The 26,442-nt window shown below is 42.3% G+C and carries 22 protein-coding genes; 15 read left to right on the top strand and 7 right to left on the bottom strand.

Annotated features, from left to right (window positions below; all coding sequences use genetic code 11):
* Positions 1-65 precede the first annotated feature (65 nt).
* The 7 genes from AAEY78_RS04755 (at position 66) to bfr (AAEY78_RS04725) (ending at position 6,079) form a co-directional block, all read left to right on the top strand.
* A complete protein-coding gene (locus tag AAEY78_RS04755) occupies positions 66-1,184 on the top strand; it encodes a sulfate ABC transporter substrate-binding protein (RefSeq protein WP_352337765.1) in 1,119 nt (372 codons plus the stop codon).
* A 277-nt stretch (positions 1,185-1,461) separates the two neighbouring features.
* A complete protein-coding gene (gene cysT / locus AAEY78_RS04750) occupies positions 1,462-2,346 on the top strand; it encodes a sulfate ABC transporter permease subunit CysT (RefSeq protein ID WP_352337763.1) in 885 nt (294 codons plus the stop codon).
* A 1-nt stretch (position 2,347) separates the two neighbouring features.
* Positions 2,348-3,277: a sulfate ABC transporter permease subunit CysW gene (gene cysW / locus AAEY78_RS04745; RefSeq protein WP_352337761.1), complete on the top strand. Its 930-nt coding sequence runs from the start codon at positions 2,348-2,350 to the stop codon at positions 3,275-3,277.
* Between the two features lie 105 nt (positions 3,278-3,382).
* Positions 3,383-4,105 (top strand): sulfate/molybdate ABC transporter ATP-binding protein, encoded by a 723-nt coding sequence (locus tag AAEY78_RS04740; protein ID WP_182406534.1) that lies wholly within the window; start codon positions 3,383-3,385, stop codon positions 4,103-4,105.
* Between the two features lie 309 nt (positions 4,106-4,414).
* Entirely contained in the window at positions 4,415-4,606 is a 192-nt protein-coding gene (locus AAEY78_RS04735) for a (2Fe-2S)-binding protein (protein ID WP_352337760.1), read from the top strand.
* Between the two features lie 405 nt (positions 4,607-5,011).
* Positions 5,012-5,500: a bacterioferritin gene (gene bfr, locus AAEY78_RS04730; protein ID WP_352337759.1), complete on the top strand. Its 489-nt coding sequence runs from the start codon at positions 5,012-5,014 to the stop codon at positions 5,498-5,500.
* 96 nt (positions 5,501-5,596) lie between these two features.
* Positions 5,597-6,079: a bacterioferritin gene (bfr, locus tag AAEY78_RS04725; RefSeq protein WP_352337757.1), complete on the top strand. Its 483-nt coding sequence runs from the start codon at positions 5,597-5,599 to the stop codon at positions 6,077-6,079.
* A gap of 92 nt (positions 6,080-6,171) precedes the next feature.
* Here bfr (AAEY78_RS04725) and AAEY78_RS04720 read toward each other — a convergent pair whose 3' ends face one another.
* Positions 6,172-7,548 (bottom strand): DHA2 family efflux MFS transporter permease subunit, encoded by a 1,377-nt coding sequence (locus AAEY78_RS04720; RefSeq protein ID WP_352337755.1) that lies wholly within the window; start codon positions 7,546-7,548, stop codon positions 6,172-6,174.
* A 197-nt stretch (positions 7,549-7,745) separates the two neighbouring features.
* Between AAEY78_RS04720 and yghU the strand changes: the two genes are divergently transcribed.
* The 4 genes from yghU to AAEY78_RS04700 all read left to right on the top strand — a co-directional run bounded on the left by yghU (position 7,746) and on the right by AAEY78_RS04700 (position 13,650).
* Positions 7,746-8,639 (top strand): glutathione-dependent disulfide-bond oxidoreductase, encoded by an 894-nt coding sequence (yghU, locus tag AAEY78_RS04715; RefSeq protein WP_352337753.1) that lies wholly within the window; start codon positions 7,746-7,748, stop codon positions 8,637-8,639.
* A gap of 246 nt (positions 8,640-8,885) precedes the next feature.
* Positions 8,886-10,004, top strand: a complete 1,119-nt coding sequence (locus AAEY78_RS04710; RefSeq protein ID WP_352337751.1) for a DUF1176 domain-containing protein — start codon at positions 8,886-8,888, stop codon at positions 10,002-10,004.
* Positions 10,005-10,479: 475 nt separating this feature from the next.
* Positions 10,480-12,150: a DEAD/DEAH box helicase CsdA gene (csdA, locus tag AAEY78_RS04705; RefSeq protein ID WP_352337749.1), complete on the top strand. Its 1,671-nt coding sequence runs from the start codon at positions 10,480-10,482 to the stop codon at positions 12,148-12,150.
* A 255-nt stretch (positions 12,151-12,405) separates the two neighbouring features.
* Positions 12,406-13,650: a DUF819 family protein gene (locus AAEY78_RS04700; RefSeq protein WP_352337747.1), complete on the top strand. Its 1,245-nt coding sequence runs from the start codon at positions 12,406-12,408 to the stop codon at positions 13,648-13,650.
* A 161-nt stretch (positions 13,651-13,811) separates the two neighbouring features.
* Here AAEY78_RS04700 and AAEY78_RS04695 read toward each other — a convergent pair whose 3' ends face one another.
* From AAEY78_RS04695 to AAEY78_RS15300, 3 genes are all read right to left on the bottom strand, one after another.
* Complete coding sequence (locus AAEY78_RS04695) at positions 13,812-14,552, bottom strand: proteasome-type protease (RefSeq protein ID WP_352337746.1); 741 nt, start codon at positions 14,550-14,552, stop codon at positions 13,812-13,814.
* A gap of 79 nt (positions 14,553-14,631) precedes the next feature.
* Positions 14,632-15,417 (bottom strand): transglutaminase family protein, encoded by a 786-nt coding sequence (locus AAEY78_RS04690; protein ID WP_352337745.1) that lies wholly within the window; start codon positions 15,415-15,417, stop codon positions 14,632-14,634.
* 70 nt (positions 15,418-15,487) lie between these two features.
* On the bottom strand, positions 15,488-17,944 hold the full coding sequence (locus AAEY78_RS15300) for a circularly permuted type 2 ATP-grasp protein (RefSeq protein WP_502943655.1): 2,457 nt from the start codon (positions 17,942-17,944) through the stop codon (positions 15,488-15,490).
* Positions 17,945-18,173: 229 nt separating this feature from the next.
* On the opposite strand from AAEY78_RS15300, the gene AAEY78_RS04675 reads away from it, so the two are divergent.
* Positions 18,174-18,929: a M90 family metallopeptidase gene (locus AAEY78_RS04675; protein ID WP_352337743.1), complete on the top strand. Its 756-nt coding sequence runs from the start codon at positions 18,174-18,176 to the stop codon at positions 18,927-18,929.
* A 133-nt stretch (positions 18,930-19,062) separates the two neighbouring features.
* Here AAEY78_RS04675 and AAEY78_RS04670 read toward each other — a convergent pair whose 3' ends face one another.
* Entirely contained in the window at positions 19,063-19,692 is a 630-nt protein-coding gene (locus AAEY78_RS04670; RefSeq protein WP_352337741.1) for a hypothetical protein, read from the bottom strand.
* A 260-nt stretch (positions 19,693-19,952) separates the two neighbouring features.
* Here AAEY78_RS04670 and AAEY78_RS04665 point away from each other — a divergent pair, with 260 nt between their 5' ends.
* Together AAEY78_RS04665 and AAEY78_RS04660 are read left to right on the top strand one after the other, a co-directional pair.
* Entirely contained in the window at positions 19,953-20,453 is a 501-nt protein-coding gene (locus AAEY78_RS04665; RefSeq protein WP_352337739.1) for a hypothetical protein, read from the top strand.
* Between the two features lie 1,186 nt (positions 20,454-21,639).
* A complete protein-coding gene (locus AAEY78_RS04660; RefSeq protein ID WP_352337737.1) occupies positions 21,640-22,908 on the top strand; it encodes a tyrosine-type recombinase/integrase in 1,269 nt (422 codons plus the stop codon).
* Positions 22,909-23,135: 227 nt separating this feature from the next.
* On the opposite strand, the gene AAEY78_RS04655 is transcribed toward AAEY78_RS04660, so the two are convergent.
* Positions 23,136-24,206, bottom strand: coding sequence for a beta propeller repeat protein (locus AAEY78_RS04655; protein WP_352337735.1), 1,071 nt, complete (start codon positions 24,204-24,206; stop codon positions 23,136-23,138).
* Positions 24,207-24,360: 154 nt separating this feature from the next.
* Positions 24,361-25,725: a serpin family protein gene (locus AAEY78_RS04650; RefSeq protein ID WP_352337734.1), complete on the bottom strand. Its 1,365-nt coding sequence runs from the start codon at positions 25,723-25,725 to the stop codon at positions 24,361-24,363.
* Between the two features lie 127 nt (positions 25,726-25,852).
* Here AAEY78_RS04650 and AAEY78_RS04645 point away from each other — a divergent pair, with 127 nt between their 5' ends.
* Positions 25,853-26,143: a hypothetical protein gene (locus tag AAEY78_RS04645; protein WP_352337732.1), complete on the top strand. Its 291-nt coding sequence runs from the start codon at positions 25,853-25,855 to the stop codon at positions 26,141-26,143.
* Positions 26,144-26,442: the final 299 nt, after the last annotated feature.

Below are 26,442 nucleotides of genomic sequence, written 5' to 3'. Positions count from 1 at the left end.
AAGCTGGCGCTGTTAGCATACTTGCATTCCCCTAGACATTGACCATCTATCTATTTGAGGCAATTATGACATCATATCGCGCTGCTGATTTATCCACTTATACCGCCAAAAGCAAACGCCGTGCGGTTCTTGGTGTAACAGGTGTTGCCTTAGCCCTTGGCTTGACTGGCTGTAGCAACAATAATGATAAAACGGCAGCCGCACCGAATGCTGATGGCACGCCAGCTGCGACTGAAAGTCAAAATATTGAGCTACTAAATGTCTCTTATGATGTGGCACGCGACTTTTATAAAGGTTACAACCCACTGTTTATTGAGCATTATAAAACCGAAAATCCGAATGCCAATATCACCGTTAATCAGTCTCATGGCGGTTCTAGCAAACAAGCTTTGTCGGTTGCTAATGGTTTACAAGCGGACGTGGCTACCATGAATCAGGGTTCAGACATTGAGCTGCTTGAGAAAAAAGGTTTGGTTGAAGCCGATTGGGAAAGCAAATTCCCAGACAATGCAGTGCCGTTTACCAGCACTATTGTATTTTTGGTACGTAAAGACAATCCAAAAGGCATCAAGGATTGGGCAGATTTGACCAAGCCGGGTGTTGAAATTGTCCTTGCCAATCCAAAATCAACCGGTAATGGTCGTTATGCCTTCTTAGGGGCATATGGCTATGGTCTACACGCATTTAATAATGATGATGCCAAAACTCAAAGCTACGTCAAAGACGTACTAAAAAATGTCAAAGTTTATGAAAATGGCGGTCGCGCTGCTACGACGACCTTTGTCCAGCGCGGTATTGGTGATGTATTAGTGACCTTTGAAAACGAAGCCAATCTTGCTGCCACTCAGTTTGGCGCGGGTAAAGTTGATATCGTTTATCCTAAATACTCGATTAAATCTGAAAGCCCAGTGGCTATCGTTAAAACAGTGACAGATAAGAAAGGCTCTAATGCTGCGGCAAAAGCATATCTTGATTATTTATGGAGCGAGCCAGCTCAGCAGTTAGCCGCTGATCTTTACTTGCGTCCTAGTGTGAAAAGCGTTCTTGATAAAAACGGTGATAAATTACCACCTATCGACACCTTCCGTCCAAATGATACCTTTGGTTCGTGGGATGACATCATGGGTAAATTCTTTAGTGATGGTGGTGTGTTTGATAAATTAGCGGTCAATCCACCGCAGTAAATAACCGTCATAAAAAGATAAGGACAGGGCGCCATTGCCTGTCCTTATTGCCGTTACTCTGTTAGCTAATTTATGCTGGCAAGCTGTTTTCACTTTCTTTCTTGCTTTATTATTTTATCTCAATTATAGAGCTACTCTGAATGATGATGCTTTGAATTCTAGAACCCTAAATAATATGATTCCTACAATAAATAATAATATCCATTACTAATCCCATGTTATGCGCCACGACATGGACTTTTGATATATGCCAGCAGATAGGCTATAGGACTTTACTATGAGTGTTACCCCTTCTCAAACCAGCAAAGCGATTCACAAAAAGGGCTGGTTAACCCGCTTGCGCCAGCGCAATGTGCTGCCAGGCTTTGGTCTGAGTATGGGCATTACGGTCTTTAGCTTATCGTTATTAGTCGTGTTGCCGTTTGCGATGATGGCATATACCACAACGCAAATGGGCTGGAGCGGATTTTGGGAAACCATCAGCCAGCCACAAGTTGCCGCAGCGATTAAGCTGAGTATTTGGATGTCGTTTTTGGCAATGCTCACCAATATGGTGTTTGGTACATTGGTGGCGTGGGTCTTGGTGCGTTATGAGTTTTGGGGTAAGTCGTTAATTAATGCGTTGGTTGATTTACCTTTTGCGCTGCCAACGGCGGTGACGGGGATTTCGCTTGCGACTTTATATGCGCCAAATGGTTTATTGGGACAATGGTTTGATAAGTTTGATATTCAAATTGCCTTTACCCCGATTGGTATTTGGTTGGCTCTGGTTGTTGTGAGCTTTCCCTTTATTGTCCGCGCTGTACAGCCCGTTTTGGCTGAATTGTCCGTTGAATTTGAAGAAGCGGCGGCGGTATTGGGTGCCAATCGCTTAACGACGTTTAATAAGGTAATTTTGCCTGAGCTATTGCCAGCGTTATTGATGGGGGCTGGCATGATGTTTGCGCGCGCAACGGGCGAGTATGGTTCGGTGATTTTTATTGCCGGTAATATTCCGATGCAATCAGAGATTTTACCGCTAATTATTATCAGTAAGCTTGAGCAATTTGATGTGCAAGGCGCGTCGGCAGTGGCGCTATTTATGCTCCTTATCTCCTTTGTGATTTTATTAACCATTAATATTGTGCAGTGGAAACTGTCGCGCCGCGTAGGAGCTCGCTAATATGCAAATCGCCAATAGCTACGACTACCAAAGTAACCCTGCGACTAAAGATACGCCGTGGATCAGACGCATTTTTATCACGATTGCGGTGTTATTTATGATTGTGATGTTGGTCTTTCCGCTGCTTGCCGTATTTTATGAGGCTTTTAAAGGCGGTTGGGAGCTGTATATTGCCTCTTTAGTAGAACCTGAAGCGCTGCAAGCCATCAGACTCACGCTGATTACCGCCGCGATTGTGTTGCCGATTAACATGGTGATGGGTATAGCGATTGCGTGGCTGGTGACCCGTTATCATTTTAAAGGTAAGCAGCTGGTTACCACCTTACTTGATTTGCCGTTTTCGGTGTCACCAGTGGTCGCAGGTTTGATGTTCGTGTTGCTATTCGGACTGAACTCTACCATTGGCGGCTGGCTTGAGAGCATGGGCTTTCAGGTGATTTATGCGGTGCCGGGTATTGTATTGGCAACGTTGTTTGTGACTTTTCCGTTTGTCGCGCGTGAGCTTATTCCACTAATGCAAACTCAAGGTGACTCGGAAGAACAAGCAGCATTGACGCTTGGCGCAACTGGTTGGCAGACGTTCTGGCATGTGACATTGCCTAATATCAAATGGGCGCTGTTATATGGCTTGATTTTGACCAATGCACGGGCGATGGGTGAGTTTGGCGCGGTTAGTGTAGTTTCAGGTCACATTCGTGGCGAGACCAATACCATGCCGCTACTGGTTGAGATTGCTTATAATGATTATAACTTTACCGCTGCTTTTGCTTTATCAAGCTTGCTTGCTGCTTTAGCCTTAGTAACGCTGTTGGTACAGCAGGTGATGACCAAGCTACAAGAGCGTAAATTTGCCAAATTTGAACGCTTGGTCAGTGCGCCTGAACTACCGGTTAGTGCCAACAGCGCCATACCCACGCAGCCAAATGAGTAGCTAATCAGTAATTCATAAGTGACTGAAGAGCACCTTTTAATACTAAAGATAAATACGAAAGATAATGGTTAAAAGCAATCGTTAAAAATAACAAGAGACCATGCTATGAGCATCGAGATTAGAAACGTTAATAAGAAATTTGGTAATTTTACTGCCTTAAATGATATTAGCATCACCGTACCCACGGGTAAATTAACCACACTTCTTGGACCTTCAGGCTGCGGTAAAACCACCTTGTTGCGTATTATTGCCGGTCTTGAATATGCGGATTCTGGGCAGATATTATTTGATGAGTTGGATGTGACTAATACGCCCGTACAAAAGCGCCATATCGGTTTTATGTTTCAGCACTATGCGCTATTTCGCCATAAAAACATCGCCGATAACATCGCTTTTGGGCTGACGTTATTACCTAAGGCGGAGCGCCCCAGTAAAGCCGATATCAATAAGCGCGTGGCTGAACTGTTAGAGCTGGTGCAATTACCACAAGTTGCCAACGCTTATCCGCATCAATTATCGGGTGGTCAGCGGCAGCGTATTGCGCTGGCACGAGCGCTTGCGGTTAAGCCAAAGCTGTTGTTACTTGATGAGCCGTTTGGTGCGCTAGATGCCAAAGTTCGCAAAGAGCTGCGCACCTGGCTAAAAAATATCCATCATGAATTGGGTATCACCAGCATCATGGTCACCCACGACCAAGAAGAGGCGCGTGCGGTTTCCGATGAAATTGTGATTATGAATCATGGTATTGTTGAGCAAGTTGGTACTTCAGAAGAGCTGATTCATCATCCTGCCAATGCCTTTGTCAGTGATTTCTTAGATTTGGTTTAAGAGAGTTATTATAAAAAAGCCCATTTAATCAGACTCAAATATTCATTCTGATATTATTATTAAAGAGACTTCACTTCTTGTGAGGTCTTTTTTTATGAGTTTGGTTGATAGCAGATATAGGCAGCCAACCAGTTACATTAATAAAAAATAAAATAAGCGATTAATTTGTTAAAAGTTATTGTAAATGGTAGTAATTATCGTTATTATAATGGTCATTAACTCATATGCTTTAAGATATTGATTATTAAGCCAATAGATGCCGGACTGATTCCTATCAGCACAGGCAGCTATCTCGCTAGGAGCCCGCACATGTACGTTTGTATCTGTAATAACGTGAAAGATAAACAAATCAAAGCAGCAATTGCTTCTGGTATTGATACCCTTGATGGTTTAAAAGATACGCTAGACGTTGCAACGTGCTGTGGTTGCTGTGAGCCGATGGTAAATGATTATCTTGATGAGCATCATGCGAAACTAGGTATGCTGGCATATGCGGTTTAAGAGCAGGCGACTGCTAAAGTATGTTGATTGACAACATGCTGTTGTAAGGACTAAGTCTTATTAAACAAGCATTACTTTTAGATAAAGTAGTGCTTTTTTGCATTTACTCATTCTCTATACTCTGCACTGCTATTATTTAATACAATAATGGGAGTAACGGCTCATATAGTTATCGCTGATTATGGTTATCACTTACCATCTTATTCTTAGTTACTAACGTTACAAGCCATAATTTACCGGTATGTTACACTAGCTGTTTTACAGGTAAGTCGTTTTGAGTTTTGAATATCGATTTTTACTAAACAGCTCGCTTGCTAAGCCATTACTGCGATTTTGATGAATGAGTCATTAAGCAGTCAGTCGTAAGAGCAGGGCAGTGCGCTGAATAATAAGGGAGTAGACGTGATGATAGGCAGCCAAAAAGTTATTGATTATTTAAATTTCTTACTCGGTGGTGAGCTTGCTGCTCGTGACCAGTATTTTATTCACTCTGAGATGTACGCAGAATGGCATTTCGGCAAGCTGTATGACCGTATCAGTCATGAAATGCATGATGAAACCTTGCATGCGCAAGCAATTATCCGCCGTATTTTAATGCTTGGCGGCAAACCAAATATGAAAGTGAATGACATTCATATTGGTGCTACGGTTCCTGAGATGCTGCAATTTGACCTTAATCTTGAGTATGAAGTTCAGCAACATCTAAAAGATGGTATCGCGATTTGTGAAGCAGAGCATGATTATGTCAGTCGTGAGATGCTGGTCGTCCAACTGAAAGATACCGAAGAAGATCATGCCCATTGGCTTGAGCAGCAGCTGCGCCTTATCGATATGGTGGGTCTACCGAATTACTTACAAAGCCAGATGGCAGAAGTATCGCCTAATCTTGCTTAACTGCCATTCAGCTAACTATGATTTTTTAAATTAGAAAGTGGCGATAGGTTATATCCAGTAATAGGCGCTGTAAGGTATTTATAAGGGAGAGAGAATATGCAAGGTGATAAAGAAGTTATTCAGGCGCTCAACAAGGTACTTGGGCAGTCATTAATTGCCATTAATCAATACTTTTTGCATGCACGGGTGGCACGCCATTGGGGACTGGATGCGCTAAATGACAATTTTTACCATCAGTCCATTCAAGAGATGAAATGGTCAGATGATTTGATTGAACGTATCTTACTATTAGAAGGGTTGCCAAACCTGCAAGACTTAGGCAAAGTCCTAATTGGTGAAGACGTTCCAGAAATCATTGATTGTAATTTGCGGTTAGAGAAGCAGAAATTTGCGATTATTACTGACGCCATCACGTTATGTGAGCAGCGCCAAGATTACGTGTCACGCCAGCTGTTGGTAACACTCAAAGACGGCAATGAAGAATATGAAGATTGGCTGGATACGCAAGAAGATTTGATTAAAGAAGTTGGGCTACAAAACTATATCCAGTCGCAAATGGGTGGCGATAAAGCGCCTTAGTATTCGTTGTTTTATAGAAGCTATAAGAAAAGCCGGCAGTGCGTGTTTCGTATCTGCTGGCTTTTTTAGGTCTAAAATTTAGGGGCAGTTTTCTAATATAATCCTTGTCCATCTTCTGGTTTTAGGCGTAAAAACTGTAATCCTGAAAGTATGGTTAAGATGCCTAGCAGCCAATAGGTAATATGAAACGCGGTAAGTGTATCTATGTGCCAGCGCTCGCGCATAACGTTCAGCATTGCCGCACCAAAGGCAATACCAAAACTGATTGCCAGTTGTTGATTGACCGCCATTAAGCTGTTGCCACTACTGGTCTGCGTTCCTTGTAAATCGCCAATGGTAATGGTATTCATCGCGCTAAATTGCATCGAGTTGCAAGCGCCCATTAAGGTTAGGATAGGGATAAACCATGGCCAGTGCGCAGAGTCATTAAACTGTGCCAATAAAATAATCAATAACCCTAATAAAGAAGTGTTGTATACCAGCACTTTACGGTAGCTATAACGTTGGATAATTTTACTGACAAATGGCTTTACGCCAATTGCGCCAACAGCTATGGGTGCCAGTAACCAGCCAGCTTGTGACGGTGTAAATTCAAACACCACTTGCAGCAGCAAAGGTAGCAAAAAGGGTACGGCACTGATACCAAGACGGGTAAATAAATTGCCGACAATGCCTATACGAAAGGTGCGAACACTAAATAGACTCAAAGGAAATAGCGGTGCTTGTGCGCGTTTGGCATGCCAGACATAAGCCATTAATAGCACAAGCGCTGCCACCGTTAATAACATACCATAAAAACCTCGACCGGGCTGTGCGCCAAATTCAACCGCAAGGGTTAGCCCGCAGGCAGCCGCAGCAAATAAGATAAAGCCTGACCAATCAAGGCGCTGAGTATCTTCAAACAATGCCGGTACTAACTTTTTTCCTAAAATAAAACCTACAATGCCCATCGGAATATTAATCAGAAATATCCAATGCCAGCTGGCATATTGCACCAGATAGCCGCCCAATAAAGGTCCCACTAATGGCGCAACAAGTGCTGGAATGACGGCAAAATTCATCACCGTTAATAGCTGATTGCGCGGATAGGATTTAACCAAAATAAGCCGAGCAACGGGCGTCATCATCGCCCCACCAAGCGCTTGAATCACCCTTGCACCAATTAAAAAGCCCAAATTGGTCGCAGCGGCACACAATAACGAGCCAATACAAAATATAATAATCGCTGATAAAAATACCCGCCGCGTCCCGTATTTATCCGCCAAAAACCCACTAATAGGAATAAAAATCGCCAGCGTTAACGCGTAGCTGATTACTGCCCATTGCATTTTTAATGGTGACTCGCCCAATGCTTGTGCCATTTGCGGTAGTGAGGTATTTAAAATAGTGGCATCTAAAATTTGCATAAACAGCGCTACCGCCAGCACATACGGCAGGTACTTATTTTGAGTTGCGTTTAAGGTCACCATAGTACCGCCAGTATCATTCTACTTGTCATCATTACTATTCTATATCAACTTAAAATCACTAGTATAAACCAGAGCGCATAAAAGAGGCGCTAAGTAACGATAGCCGTTACAGGATAGGACTGTTATTCAAGGTCATGCTCTCGCTATAGTAAGGTTGTGCTATCCAAAATCACTTACTTTTAGCAAGAGGATATTCCATGAGTAACAATAATCAAAAAAGTAACACAAAAAAAAGCAACCTTTTAAAGACCGATGATACTCACTATACGCCACCAAAAGTATGGACAAATGATAAGGAAAATGGCGGTAAATTTGCCAGTACCAACCGCCCAACGGCAGGCGTGCGCCATGAACAAGTACTGCCAGTAGGCGATGCGCCATTGCAGCTGTATTCACTCAACACACCAAACGGTGTCAAGGTCAATATTCTACTTGAAGAACTCGCTGAGCTTGGTATTGAAGGCGCAGAATATGACGCATATCAAATTGATATCTCAGCAGGGGATCAGTTTGGCTCAGATTTTGTGGCTATTAATCCCAATTCTAAAATTCCAGCATTAGTTGACTATTCAGCGGTGAAAAATGGTGAGCATACGGAAGATAATAAAGCTGGCGCGCCGATTAAAATCTTTGAGTCGGGCGCTATTTTATTATATTTAGCCGAAAAATTTGGCGCTTTGGTGCCGCTTGAGCAGGGAGCAGCGCGTGCTGAATGCTTGTCTTGGCTCATGTGGCAGGTGGGCAGTGCGCCGTTCTTAGGCGGCGGATTTGGGCATTTTTATGCTTATGCCCCTGAACCGATGGAATACCCTATTAATCGTTATGCCATGGAGACCAAGCGTCAGCTAGATGTACTCAACCAGCATCTGGCAGAGCGCATTTATATGTGTGGTAATAATGACGCAGATTATAACATTGCCGATATTATTATTTGGGCATGGTACGGACAGTTGGTATTGGGTAAGCTCTATGATGCCGCTGAATTCTTACAAGTAGACAGCTATCAACATGTGCAGCGCTGGGCACAAAAAATTGCGCAGCGCCCTGCAGTAAAACGGGGCGTTTCATTATCCCTAAAAGTCTCTCCCTAAAGACTTTCATTAGAAAACCATTAATAGTCATCACTTATATTAAAAAAGCTGCTAGGTGTGATGTCTATCGGCTTTTTTTAATACAGCTTTTAATATAGCTTTTAATATAATTATGTTTTTTACAAACTTATGTTTCTTTAAAATTTTAATTTTGCTTTTTATTTACACAATAGTACATTACTATAATGTACAGTAACATCGTTACGTTAAGATAAAACCGCATATTTTTATTAAGATAAAATAGTTATGATTCAAAAAATAATAACCTCCTTCCAATCGACTTCTTTTACTTTGAATAAAGTATTTCTCCTCTGTGCGGCTGCGGTTGGCGTAACAGTCAGCTTGCCTAGTATGGCAGCAGCCCCAGTTGAATTTAGCAACCAAGATTGGCAAGTGGTTTGTGATAATACTCGTACCTGCCGGTTAGCAGGGTATCAAGCTGAAGATAGAAACGATCTTCCGGTATCCGTATTATTGATTCGCCGAGCGGGTGCTAATGCTGGCGTGATAGGTAAGGTCAAACTTGGTGGTGCAAAAGACAGCTCATCAAAAGCCTTATTGCAACTGGGCAGTCGCCACCGTATCTCTTTATTTATTAATGATAAAGATCTAGGGGAGACCAAGGCTTTCTCTACCGCCTCTGGTGATGCTGACCTTACCTCGGCTCAAGTTACCGCATTACTCGATGCCCTCAGTAAATCCAGCAAGATTGAGCTGGTGCTGCGTAATACTCACTGGCGCCTGTCTGATAAAGGGGCAACCGCGGTTATGCTCAAAGCCGATGAAGCGCAAGGCCGAATCGGTACCGCTAGCGCTTTTATCAATAGCGCAACGGTTACCAAAGCCAATAACCGAGTTTTGCCACCAAAAGCGGCACCAAAGCTACGTTTGGTACAGCCAAATACGAAAATTGCTGCTAGCGGTAATAAGAAATTTAGCATGAAGTCCTCTCAGCTTGCCTCATTGATGCAAGAAACGATGAAAGATGTGAGCGGCGATTGCCCGAATCTCACCGACAATTCACCGTGGCGGGTCAGTCGTCTTAACGCTAACAAATTACTGATACAGCATGGCTGCTGGCTGAGCGCCTACAATTCGGGCACAGGCGCTTGGGTTATGAATGACAGTCCACCATACAATCCTGTTTTGGTGACTACCAGTGCCACGGATTATGATAACGGTAAAATCAGTGCGGTTCATAAAGGGCGCGGTCTTGGCGATTGTCTGAACCAAACTTATTGGGTTTGGACAGGGACGCGCTTTACCAAAAGCCATGAGAGCTCAACTGGACTGTGCCGATTGGTTGAAGTTGGCGGCGCGTGGCGGATGCCCACTTATGTAACGGAAGTACAAATAACGCGATAAACACTCAATGAATTTATGCGTTTACTTATGCCCTCAATAACTATATATCAAATAAAAGTAAAAATAAATGCAACTATTTATTTTTACTATGGTATACTACGTCCCCACGTTGGCTTAGACTGACGTGAATTATGAGATTGATAACATCGCCTGCGATTTTGGGTCTGGGATGACCAAGAGTAATTGTTGCCGATGATTTTGTGTACTTAAATAATCTTATTATTTTTGACTCATATCTTATCTACTAGCATGGGCTAGATTGGTTGTTGTTTGCGTTTATCTGCTTTGGACAAAGCATAGATGGGCTGTTAATAACAGACAAGGGTAAGACACTCGGCACTACCACCAAAATACGTCAGACAGCATATCTACTTGTTTATCAGTATATTGATAAAGGGTTGGTATGATGAACGGTTATCAGTGGTGTGCATCAAGTTTGCTGAATTTACAGCAGCTTATACCACCAAGGATACTCATGACTGACATCTTATCTGCAATCGCTGCTGAAAACGGCATCATCGAAAACACTGACACTGCAACTACTTCAGAAAATAATAACACTCAAGCGCCTGCTACTGACGCACCTGAAGAAAACAAAACTACCTTTACTGACCTTAATATTGCCAAGCCAATTCTTAGCGCGCTTGAGCGTAGTGGTTATACTCATCCAACACCTATTCAAGCAGAAGCCATTCCTTTTGCTCTAGCTGGTCGCGACCTTTTATTGTCTGCGCAAACGGGTAGTGGTAAAACGGCTGCATTCGTGATCCCAGTACTTGATCGCTTAAGCCGTGCGACCAGCTTTGATAAATTAACCAAAGCCCTTATCCTAACGCCAACGCGTGAACTTGCTCAGCAGGTACATGACAGCGTTCGCACCTATTCTAAAGACATGCGTGGTTTATTCTGTGTGCCATTAGTTGGCGGCGCACCATACAACGGTCAGATTACTGCGTTGAAAAAGGGCGTTCAAGTTATTGTTGCCACTCCAGGTCGCTTACTTGACCATATCAATGCAGGTCGCGTTGATTTGTCAAGCCTTGAAATCTTGGTACTTGACGAAGCGGATCGCATGTTAGACATGGGTTTTGCTGACGATATCAATGATATCTTGAAAGCTGCACCGAGCAGCCGTCAAACCATCATGTGTTCAGCCACTTGGGACGGTCCGGTTGGCAAAATCGCAGCCAGCTTTACCAAAAATCCTGAGCGCGTTTCAATCAAAGTTGAATCTGCACACATCGAAGAAAAAGTATACTACTGTGATGATTTTGATCACAAAAACCGTTTACTTGATAAAATCGTTTGTGCTAAAGATATGGAACAAATCATTATCTTTGCAGCAACCAAACGCAGTACTGAAAAATTAGCAAAATCATTACAAGAGCAAGGCCATAAAGCCAGCTTCTTACATGGTGATTTGCCACAAAGCAAGCGTAACCGCATTGTACAAGACCTACGTAATGGTAAATGTAAAATCCTAGTAGCGACTGACGTTGCTGCCCGTGGTCTTGACGTGCCAGCGTTATCGCATGTAATTAACTACGATTTGCCACGCCAAACTGAAGATTACGTGCATCGTATCGGTCGTTGTGGTCGTGCCGGTCGTACGGGTGTTGCTATCAGCCTATGTAGCATAGATGATCGTCCACAGCTTAACGCCATTAATCGCTACTTAGATCGCAAAGTGGAAGTATGTGTCATTGAAGGTATGGAAGCTAAGAAAACATACGTACCTAGCGACAATAAAGGCAGCCCTCGTGGTCGCGGTCGTGGTCGCTCAAACGGCGGCGGTAATGGTCAAGGCCGTGGTCGCTCAGCAGGCGGTTATCAAGGTAATCCTGCTAATGCTCGTGGTCGCTCAAGTGACAGCGCAGCAACGGGTCAACGCGCCAGCAATGACAGCGGTTATCAAGGTAAGCCACGTGACGCATCTGGTAAACCAAATGAGCGTTCAGGTGGCAAGCCGTATCAAGGCAAGCGTACTGGTGGTCCTAGCCGTGGTGATGGTGCAAGTGCACCGCGCGGTGATCGTGCTGCAACAGGTCGTGGTCGCCCAAGCGGTAGCCAAGGTCGTCCAGCAGGTCGTTCAGACAGCCGTGGTCAAGGTCGTCCAACTGGCGGCAACCGTGGCAACAATTCGTAATAGCCTTATTTTAACCGATTAACCGTTTTTTGAAAATGATGCCTTAATCGCCTAAAAATAGCGTCAAAAAGCCAGATACTTGTTATCTGGCTTTTTTGTGTTTAAGGGGTTTGTAATTATCTGACCGCACTATATAACTTTCTAAGCTAGTTAAGCTGATTAAAATGAGTCTTGTATTGGATAGCTGCTTGCGTGTCATTTTCGCCTTGTCTATACTGACAGAATTTTTCCTATCGTGTGCTGCGGAGCCATTGGATGCCTGACATTCCTCATTTAGCCATTGATAATTTACCTGTAGCGTTTGGTATTATTATGGCGATTATTGGCTTGGTGTTTTATACCCAAAGTTTACCGGGCAAGTTTTGGCGACGTTTTTATGCGGTGCTACCGGGAATTGTGTTGTGCTGCTTTATCCCAGCAACGTTAAATAGTCTCGGTGTATTTGCTGATGGTATTGGCGCGCAGATATATGGTTTTACCGCGACTTATTTATTGCCAGCCAGCTTACTGCTGATGACCTTATCCATGGATGTGCCAAAGATTTTGGGTCTAGGTTGGAAAGCGATTGCCATGTTTTTGGCGGCAACAGTGGCCATTGTCATTAGTGGTCCCATCAGCTTGGGACTGGCTAAATGGGTATCGCCTGAGATGTTTACCGATGATACGCTTTGGCGCGGTTTTTCAGCCGTTGCTGGTAGTTGGATTGGCGGAGCCGCTAACCAAGCCGCGATGAAAGAGCTGTTCGGGGTTGGCGATGACTTATTTGGCATGATGATTTTGGTGGATACCACCAATGCGTCATTGTGGCTATTGGCAATATTGGTGATGGCAAAGCATAGCGCCAAGATTGACCGTTGGTTAAAGGCGGATACCAGTAGCATTGATAAGGTAGTGGCTGCCGTTGAGAGCTATGAGCGTGATCATGCACGTCCAGCCACCTTAAATGATTTGATGGTAATGTTTGGATTGTGTTTTGCCATGGTGGGCGTTGCGCACTTTGCCGGAGAACAAATCGCGGCATTTTTTGCGCCTTATGCGTGGGCGGTACAATATAACTTTGCCAGCGCATTTTTTTGGATGGTGGTGATGATCACTTTAATCGGTGTCGTTTTTTCTTTTACTAAAATTAGACGACTCGATCATGTTGGTGCGTCAAAAATTGGCACGGTATTTATTTTTATCTTAATTGCCGCGATTGGGATGCAAATTAATCTTGCTGGTATTGTGTCGCAATGGCGATTATTACTGATTGGCTTTGTATGGATGATTATCCACGTTATCATTATATTTATTGTTGCTCGAATCATCCGTGCGCCGTTTTTCTTTTTAGCGGTTGGTTCTAACGCCAATACTGGCGGCGCATCATCCGCACCGATTGTTGCCACTGCTTTTCATCCATCGCTTGCGCCAGTTGGCGTGTTTTTAGGTATTCTTGGCTATGCAATGGGCACAGTAGGGGGTTATATCAGTACGCAGTTGATGCGTTTAGTGGTGAGTTAATAGCAAGGCAATTTATCAAGCCAGTTGATTTATAGTATTGGTAAATAAAAAGGAGCGGCAGTCATATTTTGACTTACTGCTCCTTTTTTTGTGCTGCTTTATCGGTAATTTATCCTATTAATAATAGCGCTTAACTCTATCTAATGAGATTGGTTTATTTATTACGTCCAATAATCATCAGGGCAGGCGGGCAGCTCAATCAAGCTGCGGCGTATTGATTCTGCCCACTCATAACGTATGGTATTAAAATAGGCATCATGTTCATCAATACGGCGACCTTTTGGCAAATTCAAGCTATCATTTTGATAAATCACGACATCGATGGGCATGCCAACGGATAAATTGGAATGAATGGTCGAGTCAAAGGACAACATTAGCGCCCGTGCTGCATGCCTCACATCCGTATCATAAGTGACCGCACGATCTAGAATGGGCTTGCCATATTTACTTTCACCAAGCTGAAAAAACGGCGTATCTTGGGTGGCGCGGATGCAGTTGCCTTCAGGGTAAATCATATACAATTCAGGAACTTGTCCTTTTATTTGACCACCCAGCATAAACGAGCTGGTAAAGGTCCTGCTACTGGGATCATTGGCAATCATTCTCGCATGGTTCATGACGTTACGCATACATTCGCCAACCATTTGCGCGGCATCGAATAGGGTGGCAACCGTATGAAGATTGCTCTCTTGGCGCTGATCAATATCATGCTGAAGTTTGGTAAAGACCGCTTGCGACGTTGCCAAGCTGCCTGCCGTTTGCAGCACAATGAAACGCTCGCCCTCAACCCCATATTGATAGAGCTTTCTAAAGGTTGAGATATGATCTACACCTGCATTGGTGCGCGTGTCGCTAGCGAAAATCATGCCTTCTTTTAAGCGAATAGCAGCGCAATAGGTCATCAAACTTCCTTAATTATAAATAACAGTACTTATAGATAATAATGATAAATAATCATCAATTTTACCGTGCATATAGCCGTTAGGATAAGCGCGTCACCAGTACTTGACTGTAAAGACTCTCATAACCACCGCCCATACGTACCCCGCGTACGGGCGCCGCGTCTAAATAATCTCGCCCAATAGCTACATATACATGTGAGCTTGGCGCAAATAATTGATTGGAGACATCAAAAGTGTACCAGTAACCATCTAGCCAAACTTCCGCCCACGCATGGCTTGCCATATGGTTTTCGGTATCATCATACAGATAGCCGGACACGTAACGCGCCGGGATATGCTGGTCACGACAGCAACCGACGAACACATGGGTATGGTCTTGGCAGACGCCTGCACCAATAGCAAAGGCTTCGGCAGCCGTGGTGCCAACATGGGTCATGTCCTTAATAAAGGGCATCTTGGTAATAAGGTCAGCAGCCATGGCTTTTAAATGTTCATGAGTGGGGTTTTTGAGATAAGGCGCAGCAAAAGCACGCATAGCGGCTGAGCACTCAGTTAACGGACTTTGTACGGTAAATAGCAAGTAGGGCACGTGTGCCATATCTTCTAATCGCTCGGTATCGGTATTGATTTCGACGATACCTGATGCTTGCATCTGTAGATTATTATGTGCTTCGTTGCGGCTGAGGGTTAGCCAATCATTGCCAAAACCGTCCTTTTGACTGGTGGCAACTTTAGGCAGCATCACACTCCATTGATGAATAATTTGATGCGGCAGCTGCATGGGCGTCATGCGAATATACTGTACGCTGCGGTGCGCCAGCTCGCCATAATAATAGTTGGTTTGATGACTGATTTGTAATTTCATAGTGTATCCCTATTTTAATTATTCTTTTATAGCGGTTATCTACCCTTGTTGAAGGGAATGATGTACACCCTTAAACCCCTTGACGCAATATGATATAAAACTCTTGGCTAATGAGATTAAAGTCACTGAAGCGTTTGCCCTTAATCATCTGATTGGTGAGGCGTATCAGCTCACGCCAGCGCGTATTCTCCGGTAACTCATTAATCCAATGTTTAAACTCTAAACTGGCTGCCATGGCATCTTCTTCTAATAACACCGCACGCTCAAGGCGCTCAAAATGCCGTCCTAATTGCCAAAAGCAGGTGACCGTCGCATGTTCTTGTGCCATCGCTGCATTACAAGCATGAAGCTGCAGCGTCGCGGCGCGGTAGGTGCCAGCGCTGGCAAGTCGCTTAATAAGGTTATATAACTCCGCCGTGTCTTTGCCAATCACGCCTTTTGCTTCTTGAATATTGGTTTCAATAGACTGAATAACATTGGGAATCCGCTGTTGTTCTAAATCACACATTAATTGCGCTTTCATTACTTTTAATGATTCGCTACTACTGACGGCAAAGCCCAAATGATGAATCAAATGTTGCACTTGTGACTTTTTCAAATCGCCTTTAATCATCTGCTTCATGATATTGTCATAGTAATATAGCCGCTCGCTATAGCGTCCGAGCCAAATCAGATGGCTAGCGGTTGATAACAGCAATATCATTGGCGCATCGGTTCGACCTTCATAACCTGCTTCTATCGGCTGCACGCGATCATAGTAGCTGGAATAAGTGGCGCTAGATTCTGATGACGCAGGCGATGAGTTAGCTAAATAGGTATCCGCACAGGCTTTAACGACGTCATTATTGTTTACCGATCTAGGAGATACATGAGTACTTTTTAAACGCGTGGTTAAATTGCTATCATCAATCACCCACGTGTCTTTAATACCGCCACCTTGAGAAGAATTGACAACCAGCGAGCCTTCAACCATTGCTACTCGGGTTAAGCCGCCCGGTACAATGTCTACCGTACCATCACCATGACTAAGAATAAAAGGTCGTAAGTCAATATGACGCGGCGCAATACCATCGCTAATGGCAGTTGGATTGGTGGATAGAGCAATGGTTGGCTGGGCAATAAAGCCGCTTGGATTGTCTAATAAACGGGTGCGATACGCTTCAATCTCTTGCTTGCTTGAAGTCGGACCAATCAGCATGCCGTAGCCGCCAGAGCCTTGTGTTTCTTTTACCACCAGTTTGTCTAAATTATCCAGCACGTATTGTAGTTCGTCAGGCTTGCGGCATTGATAGGTTTTGATATTAGGCAAAATAGGCTTTTCATTTAAATAAAATTCAATCATATCTGGCACGAATGGATATAAGCTTTTATCATCTGCCACGCCGGTTCCGGGCGCATTGACGATAACCACATTGCCCGCACGATAAGCACTCATCAGCCCAGATACGCCTAGAATAGAATCAGAGCGGAATGCTAAAGGGTCAATATACGGGTCATCAATACGTCGATAAATGATATCGACCTGCAGCTTGCCGCGAATCCCTTGCATATAAACTTTGCTGTCCTCAACCACCAAGTCATAGCCATGTACCAGTGGCACGTTCATCTCATGCGCCAAAAAGGCGTGCTCATAATAAGCACTATTAAAGCGTCCGGGCGTTAAAATAACGATTTGGGGGTCATATTTACTGGTAGCGCTGGCAAGACAAGCTTTGAGGCGCTGCGGATAGTCACTAACACCCAAAATAGAATTTTTAGTAAATAAATCGGCGAGTAGCTTTTTTGAAATATTACGACTCTCCAGCATATAAGACACGCCTGATGGGGTGCGCAAATTGTCCTCTAATACACAAAAACGCCCCGTCTCATCACGAATCAAATCAATACCGCTGATATGGGAATAAATCGGCTTATCAAGTGTAATGCCCATCATCCACGGCTCATAGCAGCCGCTGGCATAGACGTAGCTTGCCGGCACGATACCGGCTTTCATAATGGCTTGATCGTGATAAATGTCATGTAAAAAAGCATTAAGGGCGGTAATACGCTGCTTACAGCCAGCTTCTATCAATTGCCATTCACTTGCCGCAATTATGCGCGGGATAATATCAAACGGAATCATACGCTCGATATTTTTAGCATCGCTATAAACGGTAAAGGTCACGCCCTTACGATAGAAGATATCAGCCGCTTGTTCATTAAGATGGTTTAAGGTATTGATACTAGCATTATCCAGCCAGTTGCCAATCGCCTGTGCGACGGGGCGATATTTTCCACTATTTTCTTGTAATTCATCAAAACTTTGCTGATGTTGTGGTTTTTGAGATTCTGTTTGTTCGCTTTTATGTTGTGGCGCTTGCTTATCGTTGACCGTATCAATATCAGAATGAGCTGGCGCGGTTGAATATTGCTCTTGGCTTTGCACCGTTTCGCTATTGTCATTTTTAGCTGTAGTTGACTGTTTTTGGGTTTGCGCCTGATTCTGTACCTGGCTCTGATTTTGCGACTTACTTGATTTTTGCTCCATAATAACCTCATTCATCCTTGATGGTGGTTTCCCTGATAATAGAAACTATAGCGCGTCTATTGGGCAATACACAATAATTGTTAAGTAATCAAGCTTAACAATTGCGTTAAGAGAAAGGGCGATTATAGATAGCGGGGAAGTTCTATATGTGAGTAGTATTATGGTGCTTGACTGATGCGATAGATATCGCTTAAATGATTAATTAGCTTATATGTTAAGGACAAACCCTATGTTCAGCATGATAAAAGATTGGCGCAATCAGCGTATTTTGGATGGTAGTGAATTTACCCATGACGATTGGATGCAAGCTGCCAAGCGTATCGTGATATTGGACAGGTTAAATGATGATGAGCTGCGGCGTCTGTTTGAGCTGGCGACTTTATTCTTGGCAGATAAATCCATCACAGGCGCACAAGGTTTTGAGATTACGGATGTTGTAAAGCAGTCAATTGCCTTGCAAGCGTGTTTGCCAATCCTTAATCTAAGCCTTGATTGGTATGCTGGCTGGTCGTCCGTTATTATCTACCCGGGCTCTTATACTAGTGAAAGTACGACGGTAGATGAGTTTGGTATTGTCCATGAAGGTCATGAGCATCGCAGCGGTGAGGCGTGGCTGCGCGGTCCTGTTATCTTGTCATGGAAGGATGCTAAGCATTCGGGCGAGCGCGATGGTCACAATGTCGTCATTCATGAGTTTGTGCATAAGCTCGATATGCTAAATGGTCGCGCCAATGGTTTTCCGCCATTGCAACCGGATATGAACCCGAAGCGCTGGACTGAGGTGATGACGCGTGATTTTGAGGACTTTCAGCGCCATCGTAAATCAGGGCTGGATCGTTATGGCGCGACCAATCCGGCTGAGTTTTTCGCTGTCTTAAGCGAAGTATTTTTTGAGACACCGCAGAAGTTAATAGACGCTTATCCTGAAATTTATGAGCTAATGGTAAAGTTCTTTTTGCAAACACCACTTCAGCCCAATTCATAGCAGTTAGTTATCTCAAAAATCGAATATAAAGCCATTTATAAAGTATAGGTACAAGCAAATAAAAAGGGCAGGGCATCAATTAAATGACGCGCTGCCCAATGTTATGTTTATTTTTTTTATACCAATTAAATGATTACACCGTCCATCTGTCATTCACAATACCGACCAGATAACGTTTGCCTTGGTACGTTTCAAACACCAAGCGCATACCACGCCAGTCCATGCCATCATACTTATCACTACCACTATAATAAAAATCGACCACATCTGCGCCCGGATAAGCTTCAAGCACGTTATTAATCATATTACCGCGTGATTCAAACTTATTCACAGTAATACGCGCATTATCGAATTTTTTGGCATCAATCCAGCTGTTCAAATATACCGGTAATGGCTCAATATAAGTCTCACCAGCGCCATCAAGCTCGCCCCACGTAAAGCGAATTCTCGACTCTCTTAAATACTGCGCAAACTGGGCGCGACTAAACACCTTATCTTTATCCAAATGCACATAAGCATACATTGAAAAACGAACGCCTTTGGTAGGGTGAATGTCATTAATGATGGTGGCATAGTCATTATTAGCCAATGCGCGCTGGATATGCATGGCTTGTTGGGTCACGGTTTGCTGACTATCTGGTGTAGTTGGTTGGGTCGGAGGGTTGGAGATAACTGGAGGCATGGTTGCTGATTGACAACCTACTACAGACAGTAACAAAGCCAAGCCACCACTGATAGCAAGGGGATACATAGGCAGTTTCATAATCATATCCTTACCGTGCTCAGTCACGGAATCATAAGATGTTTTGTTAACTTAAATCCTATTATAACAATACCTTAGATTAAGCTAAATGAATACGCTGTAATGAGTTGTTGATGTCATATTACTACTAGCATACTCAACCAGAACGATACGATTATCTCGCCAAATAATAGAATAAATATGGTGTAATGGTTTATTAACCTTAATACAAAACAGACGTAAGTTGTTGTTTTATCATCTGATTAATCGTAGAGAACACCATGAAACCAATTGCCTTATTCACCGTACTACTAACCTTAGGATTAACCACCAATGTTGCTATGGCAGATAATGTCGCGACCAAACAAGCGCTGTCTGTAGCAGCCCAACAAGCAGACAAAAAAGCTCAAAAAATAGCAACTATTAAAAAGATGTACCAGCAAAATATTAACCATGAAGGAGGAGATTCTCCCGTTGTACTACAACAATATGCCAGTAAAGATTTACAGGCTGCCATGCAGTTGGAACAAGACTATTTTGATAAAACGCAAATGTCCTGCCATATTGGCTACGATGTGTTGTGGGATTCGCAAGATCCTGATTATACTCAAGATAAGAAGTTCTCTGTTACCAAGCAAGGTCTGGGGCAAGTTAATCTAGCGCAAGGCAGCACTATAGATTATGAGCTGGCATGTGATGATAAAGAATGCCGAGTGCACGATGTGATTGTCGATAAAAAAGGTACTTCTTTAAAAAAATATCTGCATAAAGAATGTCAGTAACTGTTAACCATTTCAGTGCTAATCTTGAATAGTAAATTATAGTCAAAGATTATCGTAAATTAACCAGCTATGCCTTAAATAAATAAGTTCTTAAACCGCAGGAATGTTTTCGCATAATGTATATTATGTTAAACGAAGGACGCCATATAATAAGTTCATGAGTTCATGTTCATAATATATATTATTCACCAGTTAGGCTTCATTACTAATATAGTTATTAACCAGTCCGACTTAAAGAGTCAATATGTAGAATCCTTATCGAAATAGTAATTTTACCATTGCTCCAATATTAGTCTATTCGATGAACTTGTTCTGCTCATCATTAATATATTTATTACCCTCACAATGCATAATAAGCCCTTTGCACAGTCTTTGATTATTAATCATAACCTAGCAACCGAATTACATATTATTTGCTTGTTAGCAGCTTAGCCAACTAGCTCTTTGATACGAATGCTCTTGAAACATGTTATGCATACAAAGATGTCGCTACCTATAAGGCTATTAGCTGAAATCAAAAATCAGTTCTAGTAGCTCATCTATATTCTGACAATACTTCTACTTGGCCTTTCTGCAAGTCTGGTTTAGATATACCTACAGTGGATAATATAATGGCTAGATAAGCTGTAGCATATTTTATTTTAAGTCAGCAAGAAAGCCCTCAGTATTAACTAAGCATTTATCACTCTTCGCAATATACTTTGATCTGAAGTAATAAGTTAACAACCTCCAGATTTGCACAGAACAGTACAATGACCTTGATTAAGATACTCTGTGCGAGTACAGGAGCATAGTTTTCTATGTAAATATACGAAAGGTCTTTATTAACAATAGCAGACAGCTCTCTTATTTCTAATCTATCTAAAACTTAAGAGCTTAAACGTCATATATATCAACGCACACATGGCTTACTCTATCTCTTTACATTATAATATAATTATCCCCAACCTTAACTTGGGGATAATTTTACCTTTAAGCTCTAAATTTAAAGGGTTATATAGATTATGAAATGAATAATAGTGTCCATGTTAGTGTCCAATAGCTATCTATGTTTTCCAAAAGGCACTTTTCAAGATTTATAAAACAGGCGCAAAGATTGCTCTAAATCTAAATTCAAATCTAAGTACAGAGATAATAGATCAACATTCATAATTTACCTTGCTTACAAAGCTTACGGATGTACCTCATGGCGGTCGACAATTTAAATGATATCAATAAACTTGAATGCCGAGATAAAGATTACTCGGTCAGTGTTTCAGGTATCGCAGGTTTAAGTATCCGTATTTATCCAAATGGTAAAAAGGAATACTACTTGCGGTACGCTCATCCACATATCGATGGTAAACGCCCTAGAATGATGCTAGGTAAGGTTGAAGACATTAGTCTATATGAAGCTAAGCATAAAGCAGAAACCATACTTAGAACAGTCGCACAAGGCTCTGACCCTAAAGCCATTCACCAAAAAGAGCAAGTCAATAAGTATGCTCATTTAAAAAATGCCACATTTTCTGATATTACACGAGCGTGGCGAGATCATAAAACATCCAGTCGTAATCGTAGCAAATCTAATAAGCGCGTATTTAGTGAGTCAACGCTCAAATTTTGGGATTTATGTCTAGGATATATGTGTCGCGAGATTGGCGACTTAAGAATGAACGATATTACAAGCGAGATGATATTAAGTGTCTGTGAGGCAATTCAGAATAATGAAAATCAAGCAACCTTTGTTGGTGCAAGTACTCGGCTTTATACTGAAAAAGTCTTCTCATTTGCTGTCGCAAGAGGATTATGTGACAGGAACGTAGCTATTGATACGCGTGGTGAGCTCGCACCTGCCAGCTCAGGCAACCATTTACCAGCCATTACCAAGCCTGATCAGTTTGCGACTCTTCTAAAAGATATGTTCAATTTTAAAGGTGCAAGTAAAATCACACTAGAGGCAATGAATTTACTACCGTATGTCTTCGTACGTAGTATCGATTTACGCTCTATGCGCTGGCAGGATATAGATTGGGATAACAAGCTATGGGAGTTTTCACCTACTAAAGGCGAAGGCAGAGAGGATATGGTATCGCACTTAGTTGTACCTCTAGCCACTCAAGCTATTGGACGCTTACGAAGAATACAAGCAATTACAGGTCATAAAGAATATGTATTTGCATCGATGCGTGCCTCAAGCAATAGCTATATTAGTAAAGCGACTCTAGTACAGATATTCCATAGGCTTGGATACAAAGATGTTCAGTGTGCTCATGGATTTCGAGCATCGGCTAAAACATTACTTATGGAACAGTCTGAGCTACGCTACTCAGATATTGTGACTGAGCTGCAGTTGGGACATCGAATAAAGGATACGCATGGTGGCGCCTATAACAGACTTGATGAAATTGATACTAGAGTACAAATGATGCAAGACTGGGCTGACTATATAGATAAGCTCCGAAATTCAACATAACTATTACTTTATTTTAGGATTAGCGCTCAGCGATAATAGTCTTTTGACTGTAATGTCTATCACAAGCTTTATTAGGGCGTGTTGAACACTCATAATTTCAACCAGAGATACGCACAAGCTAAAGCCACCGTATTCTCATAACTTTGCTTGAGTGAGCTATGCTGAAGAAACCGTAGATATTAACTTGGGTGATTATTATTTCAAAAAGTCTGACTTAATATGCATTTTTAGTAAAGTATAGGCTGTTCTGTTAAGCCTTTCGGTAATTTCACAATCTGATAATCATAGATAATACAGCGTGACTCACAACTAGTATTACGATCAGCGGGTTGGAGCTGACTCAATGTCTGCCAATTCGTCCCGTCCTTTGATCGAAGTACTTGCTTATCTTTATTGGTAACAACAAAATCCTCTGATGAGGGCGATAGCTTACTGATGTAATAATTAAATCTACTGTCATCCTTTGGTAGCTTGTTAAATGTCCATTTTTTATCATGGTAAATATAAAGATAATCATCAGTTTGTAATAATAGGATATCTGAATTATTTTGTAGATTGCGTGGACCTGCACTTAATAGATTTTCAGTGGATAAATCGCGCCAATTAGTCAGATTATTAGACGCATAAAGAGCCATAGCGTCGCCCGTTAGTAAATACTCACCAGCGAAATAGTCAGCATCGTAAAAAGCAGACACATTTTTTATTTTTTGTTGCCTCCAGCGCGTACCATCACGACTGGTAGCTACTAATCCGTATTGACCAGTCGCGATAAATCGCCCATTTAGATAACGAATGCTAGTAAAAGGATTGCGGCCTTGAGAATAAACCTTCTCCCAATTCATGCCATCTTTACTACGTACAATGACGCCAGTATTATTATGTGGTGGTACGCCCTCACCTGCATCATAAAACCATCCATCAGCAAAGATTAAGCTTCTTCCTGACACAGGTATCCTAGAAGGAGCAGGTGTCCAATCACGACCATTAACAGAAATATAGGGCTGATAGCCAACTTCAGCAAGCACTTTGGGAGAAGTTATAGGTGCTACTAGAGATACAAACACGCCATTGCCCTGTGCTATGAGACTTCCAGGCGCTTCAGGCATAACCTGCCATATGACTCCTGTTGGGCTATTATCAATGGTAATTGGCTTACCTGCATCGCTTAAAGTGTTTTTACTAATAGGGCTAACGTTACTGCTTCCAGGTTTTAACGGTGAAGTTGACGTACTCGCACAGCCAACGACTACCCCACTAAGGCTTATGGTAAGAGGAAATATCAGAGCGTTGATATTCATAAGAGCGCGTACTTTAAGCATAATCATACCCTGTATAAAACAGCCTGAAATCTAACTAAATAAAATGTGAGTGACGTTTGCATAATGCGATATACCCCTACTCACTATTACTCACTATCCAATTCTATTATCCTGCCACTACCAATCAATCTTGCTACGGCTTATTCACCTGACCTAAAAATAATATTGCATCGGTTTTATTGTCTTTAATCACAAACATAAACGGGTGATCGGCTTTAAACGCGACTGGTGGATACATAGAACCAGATATGTCTACGGCAACGACGCCTGTCGCTGCTGCTGCCTCTGTTCCTATTTCATTAACGTCGATCACTGCTTGATGATAAATATCGTCAATAGCGATGGGCGAGCTATCTTTAAACACGTTAAAATTAGCTTGATTCCCAAACACGCTTGGCATGCCCATATCCGTCAGTACTGCCTTCATCGGGTAGCCTTCATCTATCTTAAACTTCGGTAGATTCAGAAGGACATCTTGCTGCTTTAGACGTTTAGTCCAATCGGTAATTTGTGTCGTTGACAAGTTCTTGATAAGCGTCTGCATGACTGACGGCTCTTTAGACTTTGGTAAAACCACTAACATAGATAATTCATTGCCCTTATAAGGCAGCTCAACGACTTGTACCTGCTCATCTTCGCTATACCTAAATTCAGTATTCTGGAACATCATATCTACATCACTGGTTGTGCCATCGAAATAATGAAAAGGCATATCACCACTTACCCAGAAACGACTGCTCCAATCCGCTTTAAAATAAACTGCATTGGTCAATATTGCTGAGGTAGTCGGCTGAATACTCTCTTTTGATAGCAGTTCAGGAATCATCTGATTGGTATGTTTGGCTATCTTGTCATTAATCAATTGACGAGTGGCTGCGGTGTTGTTTTTAAAATCAAGCGTATTGATCTGTCCACCATAGTAGCGTTTTACTGTGTCGACATAGCCTTGGTTGGAAGTACGCCCCTGTTGCAGCCATAAGTCATTAATGGTGTTCAATTTATAGTTTGGGCTGGGTTTGTTAAATTGATTGTAGAGGGCGGCACTGTTTGGATTCAGGATGGGTAAAGACGGATAGTAAAAGGTTTTTTGAATTTGCGCTTTGGTGTCGCCCTCCGCTGCGGCATACAGCATAGCTACGGCACTAGTTAGGCTATAAGGTGAGAAAAATACGTTAGCGTCCACTTGCTTAGATTGACCATTTAGCTGTTGATACATGGCCACTGCAAATTGGTTATTGGCATTGACTACTGCGCTTATACCTTCAGGTGTTGAAGCAGAGTCGTCTGCAGTATTAGGGACATCTTTACTATCGGCTTTAGAGTCCGACTGCTCTTTAGTCTTGTCTGGCAAGGAAGGTATATTGGTGAATGTTTGGGTGGCTTTGTTGTTTACGAAGCTATTATTACAGCCAGTAATGGCTAACAATAAGCCGCTAAGGGCAAGACTACTGACGATATGCTTGTTCGTTATAATTTTTATTGGGTTGTGGTTATTCATAATGTTTTATGCTTTTGATATTTGAATGATGCTTTGATTATATACAGGGAGGTAAACTGTTTTAGTAAACATATGCTAACAAATTTTGAGATAATATATGAATCAGCAATAAGCGTATGAGACGTTGATGAAAAAAATTGTGTTGAAATGGCTGATTATACTAGTGGTAATGGCTTCCGCAGTTTGGATATTTCTAGGTATCGTAAGCGTGAAAGAGACCAAGTCATTTAGTAGCAGTGAAGGTGATATTCTCAATAGCCCTGCGGCCGATAAAATTTTCAGCTTCCTCACGATCTTTAGCAATCAAGGGAATGAAAAGGAAATATTCTATGAAAAACTTGATAAGCTGGAAAACGTTAATCATGAATTAGACGAAAGCGTAGAAGCAGTAGAAGATAAGACCTCTGAACACAAGTAAGGCTGTGAGAAGTAGTATTTATTTGTGACGGTGTAAACGTACTTAATTAACTCACTCTATATTTTAATATGAACTCTGGTGACAGTAGAATGCTTAAATGGATTGTGCTTTATATTTTCCTTTGCTTACTCTTTAGATGGCTTGTTTTCTCTGACATTACAAAGAGATTTGGCTCTTGGGGCTGGACTTCAGATCAAAACAAACTCTACCTGTCGATTATGTGAGCCTATCCTAAAAAGTGTGTAACTGCTTATAATCCACTAACCGGAGAATAAGCAATGACTACTCAATCTGACATC

Origin of the sequence: Psychrobacter sp. 16-MNA-CIBAN-0192 (assembly GCF_040309565.1) — a bacterium.
Taxonomy (GTDB): Bacteria; Pseudomonadota; Gammaproteobacteria; order Pseudomonadales; family Moraxellaceae; genus Psychrobacter.
This window is presented reverse-complemented; position numbering and strand designations above follow the sequence as displayed.